The 10,889-nt window shown below is 63.4% G+C and carries 14 protein-coding genes; 5 read left to right on the top strand and 9 right to left on the bottom strand.

What is annotated here, in order from left to right; all coding sequences use genetic code 11:
- Window positions 1-537 precede the first annotated feature (537 nt).
- The 4 genes from VB777_RS14345 to VB777_RS14330 all read right to left on the bottom strand — a co-directional run bounded on the left by VB777_RS14345 (window position 538) and on the right by VB777_RS14330 (window position 3,121).
- A complete protein-coding gene (locus VB777_RS14345) occupies window positions 538-870 on the bottom strand; it encodes a DUF86 domain-containing protein (protein ID WP_322758751.1) in 333 nt (110 codons plus the stop codon).
- A complete protein-coding gene (locus VB777_RS14340; protein WP_231597900.1) occupies window positions 870-1,157 on the bottom strand; it encodes a nucleotidyltransferase family protein in 288 nt (95 codons plus the stop codon). The genes VB777_RS14345 and VB777_RS14340 overlap by 1 nt, the downstream gene beginning before the upstream one ends.
- A 538-nt stretch (window positions 1,158-1,695) precedes the next feature.
- On the bottom strand, window positions 1,696-1,911 hold the full coding sequence (locus VB777_RS14335; RefSeq protein WP_323249764.1) for a type II toxin-antitoxin system prevent-host-death family antitoxin: 216 nt from the start codon (window positions 1,909-1,911) through the stop codon (window positions 1,696-1,698).
- A 478-nt stretch (window positions 1,912-2,389) separates the two neighbouring features.
- Complete coding sequence (locus tag VB777_RS14330; RefSeq protein WP_323249762.1) at window positions 2,390-3,121, bottom strand: chitin deacetylase family protein; 732 nt, start codon at window positions 3,119-3,121, stop codon at window positions 2,390-2,392.
- 189 nt (window positions 3,122-3,310) lie between these two features.
- Here VB777_RS14330 and VB777_RS14325 point away from each other — a divergent pair, with 189 nt between their 5' ends.
- Window positions 3,311-3,733, top strand: coding sequence for a type II toxin-antitoxin system PrlF family antitoxin (locus tag VB777_RS14325; RefSeq protein WP_322758755.1), 423 nt, complete (start codon window positions 3,311-3,313; stop codon window positions 3,731-3,733).
- Between the two features lie 2 nt (window positions 3,734-3,735).
- Entirely contained in the window at window positions 3,736-4,239 is a 504-nt protein-coding gene (locus tag VB777_RS14320) for a type II toxin-antitoxin system YhaV family toxin (protein ID WP_322758756.1), read from the top strand.
- 15 nt (window positions 4,240-4,254) lie between these two features.
- On the opposite strand, the gene VB777_RS14315 is transcribed toward VB777_RS14320, so the two are convergent.
- The 3 genes from VB777_RS14315 to VB777_RS17475 form a co-directional block, all read right to left on the bottom strand.
- Entirely contained in the window at window positions 4,255-4,485 is a 231-nt protein-coding gene (locus VB777_RS14315; protein WP_197171550.1) for a hypothetical protein, read from the bottom strand.
- Between the two features lie 70 nt (window positions 4,486-4,555).
- Window positions 4,556-4,882, bottom strand: a complete 327-nt coding sequence (locus VB777_RS14310; RefSeq protein ID WP_197155566.1) for a hypothetical protein — start codon at window positions 4,880-4,882, stop codon at window positions 4,556-4,558.
- 261 nt (window positions 4,883-5,143) lie between these two features.
- Window positions 5,144-5,779, bottom strand: coding sequence for a YkgJ family cysteine cluster protein (locus tag VB777_RS17475; RefSeq protein ID WP_416238360.1), 636 nt, complete (start codon window positions 5,777-5,779; stop codon window positions 5,144-5,146).
- Between the two features lie 131 nt (window positions 5,780-5,910).
- Between VB777_RS17475 and VB777_RS14305 the strand changes: the two genes are divergently transcribed.
- The 3 genes from VB777_RS14305 (at window position 5,911) to xisR (ending at window position 6,788) form a co-directional block, all read left to right on the top strand.
- Window positions 5,911-6,042: a hypothetical protein gene (locus tag VB777_RS14305; RefSeq protein ID WP_323249759.1), complete on the top strand. Its 132-nt coding sequence runs from the start codon at window positions 5,911-5,913 to the stop codon at window positions 6,040-6,042.
- A gap of 141 nt (window positions 6,043-6,183) precedes the next feature.
- Window positions 6,184-6,561 (top strand): hypothetical protein, encoded by a 378-nt coding sequence (locus VB777_RS14300; protein WP_323249758.1) that lies wholly within the window; start codon window positions 6,184-6,186, stop codon window positions 6,559-6,561.
- A gap of 23 nt (window positions 6,562-6,584) precedes the next feature.
- On the top strand, window positions 6,585-6,788 hold the full coding sequence (gene xisR / locus VB777_RS14295) for an excisionase family protein (protein ID WP_197155578.1): 204 nt from the start codon (window positions 6,585-6,587) through the stop codon (window positions 6,786-6,788).
- Between the two features lie 554 nt (window positions 6,789-7,342).
- On the opposite strand, the gene VB777_RS14290 is transcribed toward xisR, so the two are convergent.
- A complete protein-coding gene (locus VB777_RS14290) occupies window positions 7,343-7,747 on the bottom strand; it encodes a molecular chaperone DnaJ (protein WP_322758758.1) in 405 nt (134 codons plus the stop codon).
- A 122-nt stretch (window positions 7,748-7,869) separates the two neighbouring features.
- The gene (locus VB777_RS14285; RefSeq protein ID WP_323249755.1) at window positions 7,870-10,686 is read right to left on the bottom strand and encodes a cyclic nucleotide-binding domain-containing protein; all 2,817 of its coding nucleotides are present in this window, start codon (window positions 10,684-10,686) and stop codon (window positions 7,870-7,872) included.
- Window positions 10,687-10,889 lie beyond the last annotated feature (203 nt).

Raw genomic sequence — 10,889 nt, 5'->3', positions numbered from 1 at the left:
TGGATCCGGAGGGCAACCGGTTGCTGTTGCTGGTGATGCCAGCAGCGTGAAGTCCCCTTCATGAAGCCCCATTGCCCTTGGTGAAGAGCGGTTTCGTTCGCGCTCCAGCTCTTGTCCTGAGCCGCCAGCCGTCCGATCGTGACTGCATCGACACCCGGGAGGCTCCAGCGCATGGAAGACACCCCACCTGAGCAACCGTCAGGAGTGCGCTGACGATCCGGCCCCTGCTCCAACACTCTCAACGGATGACTGACGTTCCTGGCGTGTCGTGGCTGTTTTGCTGAAACAACCCTGGCGCCGTCCATTGCACCGCCTCAGGTGCCCCGGACCCAACGGAACGTCCCGATCGACACCTGGCCCCAGGTGCCAGCGTCAGCAGCTCCGACCTCACAACCCACGATTCAAGCCCGGTGGCCTCGTCACTGGGCTTTGTCGTGTTTCCGACGACAATCAAGGCGATCAGCAAGGCATCAACTCCAGAGAGGCTCTGCTCACCTCAGTTCCTGAGGACTTCTGATCGATTCAGAAGTCACCTGATCACACGCTGATCAGAGGCTCAATCTGTACCAGCAGCGCAGGCAGTTGCTCGCTCAGGGTGATCCACACCTCCTCAAGGTCCACGCGGTCATAGGCATGGATCAGCACATCCCGCATACCTGCCATCTCCCGCCAGGGAATCTGTGGATGTTGCTTGCGGCAGGCGTCGCTCAGCCGCTTGGTGGCTTCCCCAATGATCTCCAGATTGCGCACCACGGCATCCTGGAGAACGTCGCTGGCCATGAATGTCTCGCGATCGGGAATGGGGAATCCTTGAACCCGTCGGATCGTGGTCAGGATGTCGCGCAAGGCATCACGGTCCCTGGGCTCCATCACAGAGGGATCGCGTCCCGCTCAGCCGAGGCCAGAGCGGTGGGCCTGAGATTGCGGCGGCGAATCAGATCAACGCGGCAGTGCAGCGTGTCTTCCAGGGCCTGCTTCAGGGCAATGCGGTCCAGGAGACCGGTGCGTGGAGGCAGATCCACCAGCAGATCCAGATCACTGTCGGGTCCAGCCTGATCACGGGCCACGGACCCAAATGCCGCCAGATTGCTGGCGCCATGGGCCATGGCGATCTCCCTGATCCTTGGAGCCTGTGCCAGTAGGTCGTCGAGGCGCATGGCTGCCCAGAAGCCATTGGCAGCCTAAGAGACTGCTGAAAAACCCCTTCAAGGGCCATTCAGCCCGGGAACGCCTGACTCCGAGCCCAGTGTTCACGGGCGCTGCGCCCAGAGGTCAGACTCAAGTCATGGCGACCTCGGGACTTTTTCAGCAGGCTCCTAAGAGAAGCGACTCAGCTCGCCCTGCCTCGTGAGGCCATGGTCACTGGTGGACTGGCCGGTTGCAGGGAACTGGTTGGAACCGCCCTGGTCGAGGCCTCTGATTGATTGATAGATCCGCTGGACCGCCGCGTCAGTACGGCAAACCGTTCACAGCTGCAGGGCAGCAGCTGCAGGGAGGTCGTACCACAAGCGACAGGACGGCTGGCGGTCCGAGCACCGAGGTGGAGAGCCTGGCTGCGCGGGGTGAGCGGGTGGTGGCCTACAGCTTCAGGCACGGCTACACCTCTCGGTAGCGGCCATGAACAGGAGCGGCACTGGGTAACTCGCCAACGGGGACTCTGCCTTGATCAGCACAGCAGCCGAGGCATGGCGCGGCTCAGCCGCCTTGCCCAGCGCCTTCAAACAGAGCAGCAATATCGCCGGCAGCCATTTGATCGAAGTCGTCGGGCACGGTGCACTGGCCCCCCAGCAGGCCCAGGCGGCGCACCATCGGCCGGCCTGCCATGCCGATCACAAACGCTTCACCTGCCGCTGCTTCCTCCACCAGGCGAGAACGATGCGTCTTGTCGTCGTGCATGGTCTCCGGACGCATGTGGAGTGGCGCCGCTTCGAGGTTGGTTCCACGATAATGGGGGGTAACGCCGTGAGCTTCTGATGTTCAGGATTCATACCCACGATTCCTGGGGGATCGTGAATGTCGGGACCTTTCAGTCCCAGGAAGAAGCACGTCAGGCTTTTGCGTCATTGTGCGAAGATCCCTGGTACAAGAGCGATGGAACTGTCAAGGGTATTGAGCTGGTCCAGGCCTCCGCTGAAGGCGTTCAAAGGCTGGACTGGTACGCACTTATGGACGTTCGTGATTAGGGAGGTCTTCGGCCATTATCATTTGAACATCTGCAATCAAGCCTGTGATTCCTGCGTCTCCAGCTCAGGCGCTTGAACACTCTGGGACGAGATCAGAAGCTTCAATACAGACACCGGCATGGACAACACCGAAAGCCAGGCATATGGAGGTTGCCTTTCTGGCTCTGTGCTGACTGGTTCTGTGCTGATCGTTCCTCCCGGTGCGATTACTCCGCATCGAGCAGCTCCGCCAGCGGCACGAACGTATACCCGAGCCGTTGCAGGTCGGGAATGATCCGGCGCAGGGCTCGGAGGGTTCGCCCACTCAGGGCCGGCGTGTCATGCAGCACCAGGATTCCGCCGGGGTGGGCGTTGATCCGCACGAACCAGCGCATGAAACTCATCGGTGGTCGCAGGGTATCCCAGGGGAAGATCGAGGCCAGCACCAGGCGGTAGCGGCGGCCGCGCAGCCACTCCACCATCGGCCGGTGAAACCATCCCTGTCCGGGTCGGCACCAGCGCCAGGTGAGCCGTTCCGGCAGAGCGGCCCGCTCGATCGCCCGCTGGGTGTCGCGCAGTTGCTGCAGAAAGGCCGGCTCCGCCAGGGTGGCGGTCCGCTCATCCCGCCAGAGGTGGTTGCCGAGGTCGTGGCCCTCCTGCAGGGCCCTTCGTGGAAAGTGCGGATCGCGCTCCAGATGGGAGCCGACCAGGAAGAACGTGGCCGGCACATCCAGCTCCCGAAGCAGATCCAGCAAGGCCCCGGAACCTGGCCCGCTCGGCCCATCGTCGATGGTGAGGGCCAGCCGCCTGCGATCCGCCGCTCCGCAGAACACCACATCCGGATGGCGCCGGGCCAGAACCGTACGGATCAGCAGTGAAGGCAGCAGCAGCCCGAACGCCACCAGATCACTCAGCAGTATCAGGCTGAGGGCCAACAACAGCAGGGGGATCCCATCCATCGGGCATCTCTTCGATGGCCCCAATCTTGAGTCTGTGCGGCCACACCAGCAGTCCGCCAGATCAACGGCGTTTGGCAGCAGGAGATCCCTGCCTGCTCAAGCCGCTGGCGGGTGGGAGCTGGAGCCACACTCCACTCGCTAAGGCAATGCAACTGCATTACCTTTGTATTGGTTCCGCTGGGTGGCCCGATGGCTCCTCTTTCCTCGTCTGCAGCGGCCGCTTCCGCCGTGGACGCTCCCCAGCAGGAGGTGGAATCGACGCTCACCGATCGTTACCAGACCACCGTTCCGCAGCCGGTGCGGCGGGCCCTGGGGCTGCGCAAACGCGACCGCATCCGCTACGCCTTCCGCTCCAACGGCGAGGTTGTCCTGGAGCGGGTCAGCCCAGAGCCCGACGACGATCCGGCCCTCGCTCCCTTCCTGGCGCTGTTGGAGCAGGACATCGCCAGCCATCCCGAGCGCCTCAAGCCCATCGCTGCTGATCTGGTCGCCCGCCTGCAGGATCTGGTTGGAGGCATCGAGGTGGATCTCGATGCACCGCTGCCGGACGACGACGAGACCGGCGGCTGCGATACCGACTTCGGAAACATCGGCTGCGGCGACACCATCTGATCGTGGGCAAGGCCGATGCAGCGTCCCTGGTGGCCCATGGGTGGCTGCTATTTGCGCACCCGTTGTTCCTGGATCAGCTGGAGGCGCTGATCGCGGAGGTCGAGACGTTGCGACGCAAGGACCCCCTCGGATATCGCAGCAAGAACACCAGCAAGCGCCTGGCTGCCATCGCACGGTTGATGCTCCAGGACATTCCTCAGGACCCCAGCCGCAAGGAGTACCAGCAGGGATCAACCCTGGGCGCTGGGCATCGGCACTGGCGCCGGGCCAAGTTCTTTCAGCAGTTCCGTCTGTTCTTTCGCTTTCACAATCGCTCGAAGGTGATCGTGCTGGGCTGGGTGAACGACACAGATACCAAGCGGGCCTACGGCAGCAAGACGGATGCCTACCGGGTGTTCCAGTCGATGGTGGACCGTGGCCATCCGCCAGACGACTGGGAGGAGCTCCTGGAGGAAGCGAGCCAGACCGGCGGGCGTCTGCCGCGACTCAGCGAGCAGCTGCATTGATCGGACGGTGGAGTGTCAGTGAGGCTGAGCCTCGAGCCTGCGCCGACGCAACACACGGCTGTCATAACTGGTGAATGCAGCCATTCTGATCGGCAATCCATCGTTGAAGGCTTCATCGGCGGCGGAAGAAGGCCGGTCAATCTGGTTCACCTTCCCCAATTCCATCAACGGATTCAGACTGACAGTCATTCCCCCTACAGAGCCGATCAACATCGTTGCTGATTCCAAGCTAGTGGTGAGCAGCACGGGCGCTGTTCTTCGTTAACATCACCTCCTTGGTGTGGCCCTGCAGCGCCCGCCACTGCTCCACCCGCCGCTACAGGGTGCGCTTGCGCTGGTGCCACTCCTGGCCAGGGTGAATCCGCTCCAGATGGAGCAGCAGGGTCTGGGGCTCAAGTTGGGGCGCCTGCTCCAACATCGGCACCAAGACGCTGTCCCAGACGTCCGCGAGGGGATCGGCACGGGTGCGCCAGGTCCGACCCGGCTGCTGGTGGTGGCCTTGGGGTTGCAACTCACCTCGATCGATGCGCTGAGCGCTGCGAACCGAGATGCCAACGGCATCAGCAGCGATCTGCTGTCTGAGCCCCTGGGCTCGCTTGTCCATGTACCGCGCCTTGATCCGCAACGACAGTTGGGCGGGCACCGAGGGGCTCCGGCTGGCGATCGGAGCCCTGTTGTCGCGCCTTGAGACCCGCCGATGGAGTTGCGCGGACCCCCCGCCTACCTAATCGTCGCCGTGCACCGTGGCCTGGATTAAGGCATCGTGACTGATTGCCGCTTGGGGGTTGCATTCGCCGAAGCGAAGATGTCGTCGCCGTATCAGTCACCCCCCCCTGAACGAGTACCCGAACCATAGATCCCGAGCAGGTTGAACTGAGTTCATCCGAAGATCAATACCTCAGAACTAAGACTTTCCGGGCTTGGCTGTGCCTACTGAGTCGATTAGAGTGTTGATCCTTCCAAGAAGACTGGGTGACCTGAAGTGCTCGTTGATCAGAACGAGGTAATCTCTAGTGGCCACAATGAGTTGAAGTGCTTTACGGCCGACGCCCTCTGGCCTGCCATTCATTATGCTCTCTTCAACGTAGTCGGTAAGCTTGTGAAGCAATAGGTAAAAGTTCGTCGTGCCTGATCGTTCTGGAGGCAAGAAGGAGTTGATTCGAGTGGTCAGGGATGAGATTTTCGACTTTCCATTGGCGATGATGGCCTTCGCGCTTGAAAAGGGAATGGTTCCGGATTCTGTCGCTATCAGAAGCTTGCAGCTCCAGTCTCTACAATCCTGTGGCCTCTGGCTATAAATTGAGCACTTGCATTCTGAGAGTGCACTGCATGGGTGCATAATGCTGAACTTGCTATGGCGATATGGCTTTGCTGGTACCGATAGAGATGTGAGGCAAGAGACCTCTTCCTCAGTTACTACAGTGCGATAGAAGAAAGCACCGCTGCAGCAAAAGCCACAAGTCGAGCAGAGTGATTCAGCCACATCAGTCTGCGATGTTTCAGAATTGGTGTCGATACCGGCCGTCGACCTGGTGTTCATTCTGTTCTGTCAGATCATGCACCCATGCATCCTATGTAATTCTGGTTGGCACTCACTGAGGACCAGTAGATTCATCGGAAGGCCTAGTGCCACGGAGCACCTCTAGCGACACACCGGATTCTAGTTGTTATTTGCGGGGCGGCACACTATGGGCCCAGGCCCTGGCCCTCGCCACCCTCACCAGGATGGAGCTGCGGAAGCTGGCCCAGTCCCGCGGGATCAGCAACGTGGCCGGAGCCCCCGCCTGGCTGCGGCCTGACTGAAACAGTCCCGTGCTGTCCATCACCCAGCCTATGGTCATGGTGCCTGCCAATGGTGGTCACCATGGCGGTTCGGAGCGTCGACGCGCCGGGGCTGCTGCACTGCCGGCCCGGAACCCTCTGGGGTAGCCGTTGCCAAGCGCCATGGAATCCCGCCGGTTGGTGGTCTGGATCTTGTCGGGAATCCTGGGCTTTCAGGGCCTCACCCTGTGCTTCGACCTGCTCAACTGCACCGCCCTCTCCTGGCTGTACGTGCGCCTGAACGGCTTTGACGCCGCGGTGCAGCGTTCTGTCTCCCTGGCCGGCGAGCCCGGGGCCCAGCGCTCCATGGGGAAGGCCGGGGTGCTGGTTCCCGATGCCTCCACGCCACCGGTGGAGGATTCAGGTCAATCCCCGCTGGTGCATCCGCTGTCACTGTTCTGCGCCCGGCCCCAGGGCCGCATCGATGACGCCGTGAGCCAGGGGCTCAGCATCCTGGCCGGGCTGGCACTGGGGGGAACGGCGCAGGGACGGCCCCAATAGCCTCCGAGACCTGTGGAGATCCGATGAGCACCACGACCCCTGGGCTGTGGGTCAGCACACAGCACATGGCCGAACTGCTTGGCATCCACCGCGTCACCCTGCAGCGCTTGAAGAAGGGCGGCTTCTTCCGGGGCGGCCACCACTTCCGAATGGCCAACCCGCTGGCACCGCGTTCCAACACCGTGTGGCACCAGCAGGGTGTTCTCCTGCGGGTCGACACACCCTGAGGCAGCCTTCAGCAGAAGGCCCAGGGGCTGAACGACAAGGCAAGGCTGTCGTTGGGGTCGATGGCGTTGCCTTGCGGGGTGGTTTTGCAGCTGCGGGGGTAGGGGGCAGCGGTCCGGCTCACCTGTCTCAAGAAGAGGGTTTCGCCGTCGCAGAGGTCCCTCGGGGGAGCGGGCCAGCAGAGCGCCCCAGAGGCCGGATTCGATGAAGATTCAGTGAACTTGTGAACCTGACGGGGAATCCCTCATCGACAAACCCAGCTACTGCAAGGGTTTTGCTCTAATCAAAGGGATTCATAATCCCAAGGTCGGGAGTTCAAGTCTCCCCCGAGCCATTATTGATTCAACGGTCACCGACCTGTGAGGATGGTTGTCCGTCTTGGCATTGAGGCTGAGGAGTCCGGAAACGAAATCCCCGCCATCGGCACGATCAAGGCGCCTGTTGATCATCCCTCGTGTTTCTGGATCCGCTGTTTGAAGACAACCGATCTGACTCACTGATTATCGGGTGAGGGTTTTGAAAGCCCCGTTGGAACACCTTGTCGATAGATCAGACATCAACAGCCAGCACGTCCCCGACCCAGCAGAAGATCCCGGGCACCGTTGACGCGCTGCATGGTGTCATGGGCACCGCCCCGATCGGGATGATGTTCCGCTGCGGCGTTCTTCCAGGCCCGGGTGACGTCGCTTTCCCGGATCCGGCCCGAAAGGGGCAGGTGCAACCGCTGCCGCGCCACGATCGCGTCCAGGTCAGGGTGCTTGCCGAGGGGCCCCCAGTCGGCCTGGCTGAGGGCAGGGGTTTTTTTCTTGCCGGTCTTTCGGCGCCTGCCGTTCCTTTCCGTTCCGGACCCACCGAAGCCTCTGGAGGCAGCACCAGGATCAGATGCGGACCTGGATGATTCCTCCTTCGTGAAACGGGACACCACCAGAGGCATTGATCGCTCTCGCAGGGTCTGGGGCATCGCAGCACACGCATCAATGAATTGATCCAGCTTCCTCCATCAGCCAGCCCCCTGGACATCCGGTCGGCGTGCTGACAGACAGGGCCTTGTCCGATCACAGCTGTTGAGCGGCTGGACGCTCCTTAGCCCGCCTTCGCCCGCATCAGCCGCTGCAGCTGGGCGCTCTCCAACTCGAGCACCCGGCGGGCGAAATCGGGATCCCGCTCCAGCACCACATCGAAGGAATCCACCGGCACCGCCAGCACCCGGGTGCCATCGGCTTCGGCCACGATCGTGCTCTCCGAGGTGCTGTGGGTGAGCACCTCCAGTTCGTCGAGCACCCGGCCGGGCTCCATGTCCTCCAGCCACTCCCGTTCGCCGTCGCGGTGGCGCACCTGAGCCCGGCCTTCGATCAGCAGCAGCAGCTCACGGCAGGTGTCGCCGGCCTCGGTGATCAGATCGCCGCGGCAGAAGCTGCGCATGTCGGCCTGTTCGGCCAGGGTGGCCAGGGTGTCGGCATCGCTGCGGCGGAAGAAATCGCTGGTGGCCAGGAACACCCGCTTCTCCAGTTCCGGACAATCCCTCAGAGCCGGCGGGCCCTGCAGAGCCCCAACGGCCTGGGCCGTCTGGGCCAGCAGGGGTGGGGTGTCCTTGCCGCTCACCTGGACCGCCAGTGACCGGGCCCGTTCAGCATCCAGGCAGGCGGTGAGATACAGAGCGGCGGCCGCCATGGTGGGGCTGGGGTCAGCCGCCAGGCTTTCGAGGAAGGTGAGCGTGTCGGCCACGGGTAAGTCCAGACGACAGGAGGCGATCTCCCCGCCTGGCTGGGCGAGGGCTTCGGCCACGGCGGTCGGCAGGCGACCCGCCCAGTCGTCACCCTGAACCAGTTCCGGCAGGCCCAGCGGCGAGATGGCCTGCAGGCGCTGCACCAATGCCGGCACCACCGGATCCTCCTGGAGGGTGACCAGGCCCGCGAGGATGGCCCGAAGCGTCAGCTCCTTGCGTAACTGGAGACGGTCGTCCAGCAGATCCAGCACAGCGGTCTGGTCACGAAGGGCGCTCTGATGCAGGGCCCGGTAGCCGCCTGTCAGGGCCGGCAGCCGATCCAGCAACAGCTCCAGCTTGCGGATGGCAGCGGCCCTGGGGGAAATGTCGCCCAGCACCCGTTGCTCCTCACCGAGGGAGATGCCGTATTCCCGCCGCAGTGCCCGCAACGCCCCCCAGTCGTCGCGGGCATCACCGCGGGCACCAGCCCGACCGCTGCCATCACCGAGGCTCTGCACCAGCAGCAGCCTCTCCAGTGACTTGCGATAGCCGCTGAGGCGAATCTGATCCTCGAGGCTGCGGCGGCTGTCTGGATCAAGCAGGCCGGGATCCTCCACCCCCAGCTCCTCCAGCAGCTGGCGGTGCTCGTCGTCGCTGATGCCGAGCGACAGGCGCATCTGTTTGAGCACATCCAGGCTGCTGGCTGCATTGACGAAGCCCTCCTCAAGGGCCTCCCGCACCACGCCCTTGTAGGCCTCCAGCCGTTTCTGGCCAGTGAAGCCAGGCAGCACCTTGGCCAGAACGTAGACCTTTTCGGTGCCCAGATCGGCGATGGATCGGCCATCCAGGTAGCGGCCCACGTCGAGATCCATGCGGGCCAGCTGCTTGCGGAAGCGCTCCGCCAGGTTCTCGCGGCCGTAGAGGGCTGGAGAACGCCCCCAGGCCCGGTAGAGCCAGAGGGTGCTCAGCGCCACCAGGATCACGTCGTAGAGGTACTGAACCCAGGCCGGCAGCAGCAGGATCAGGGGCCGGCCGGAGAACAGGAAGAAAAAGTTGAACACCAGATAGGTGGCCACCAGAAAGACCCGGTGGCGGATGCGATCCCGATCGGGCTCAGCGCCGCGGCGGCGCATCTGCCCCCGCAGGCCCGATTCGATCGCCCGGCCCACCAGCACCCCCAGCCAGGTGCACAGCCCCAGGAACAGGGGCACGGCCACCAGCCGGGGCACATCGATCGGCTGGCCGAACAGGACAAAACCTGGCCGCAGCAGCAGCGCGAGCTGGTCGCTCTGACGCAGCCAGACTCCCGAGAAGTAGTAGTCCCAGTTGCCGGCGTAGAGGAAGTAGCCCAGCACCAGGCCCACGTAGCCGTAGCGCTCGAAGGCGAAGGCCGGGGTGGGCAGCCGGGCCCAGTAGGTGCGCTCGGCGTCGATGTCGATGCAGGGTTGCTGGCAGGCCACGCAGGCGCTCTGTTCGGCGCCATCGGGCTGAACGGTGCGGCACATCGACTGGGTGATCGGCGTGGCCGCCATGTGGGCCCTGCTGCCCAGCAGGCCGGTGGGGGTGGAGTAGATGCTCTGCACCGGCGCCATCGGGCAGAAGTACTGGCACCAGCTCTTGCCGCCATACAGCCAGCCCACGGCGATGGCGCAGACGATGGTGAAGCTCAGCCAGGCGAACAGCACCAGCCGGTCGGCATTGAAGAAGAGGATGCGGCCGCAGAGGCCGACATAGAGCCAGCCGAACTGCAGCTGGGAATAGTGCTTGCCCAGCCAGGAATCGCCCGGCACCTTGGCGAGCTGGAAGCGCTTTTCTCCGGTTTTAGGATTCACCCGGGTGATCTGGCGTTGCAGCCCCAGAGCGCGGGGGATCTGGGAGAGGAAGGAGAGCGGGCAGATGCGCCGCCAGAGTTCGTGGCCGAACACCAGCAGCACAAAAACGCCCGCCGGCACCACCAGCCCCCAGAACAGGGTGGTGCCGAGGGGATAGGGGGCTTCCGTCAGGCAAGTGCCCTGCACCGGCACGCAGTCGGCCGGCAGCCGAAGCGGGCTCCAGGGATGGTCCGGCTCGGTGAAGCGCGGCGTGAACGGGTCGTAGAGCAGCGAGGCGATGATCAGCAGCCAGCCGGTGGTGAGTGCCCACCGCACCAGATGCATGCGCCGTTCCGTCACCTGGCCGTCCTCACTGCGACACACCGGAGGCGCTGACCATAGCGATGGCCCCCGGCGGCTGCAGGATCTGTTCTTAAGAGTTTGCTGAAAAACCCCGCCACCTCTGCGAAAATGGGCCAGCTGCCCCAGGTTTGATGCGAGGTCAGCAGGAGCGCAGCGGCTCCTTGTTCTCCTACGTCTCGATCGAGGAGCGGATCCCGACCAGTCATCCGCTGCGGCGGATCCGG

It is taken from the genome of Synechococcus sp. CCY9202, assembly GCF_034931685.1.
Lineage (GTDB): Bacteria > Cyanobacteriota > Cyanobacteriia > PCC-6307 > Cyanobiaceae > CBW1002.
Note: the sequence above shows the minus strand (reverse complement) of the source record. Positions and strands in the feature narration are given on the sequence as shown.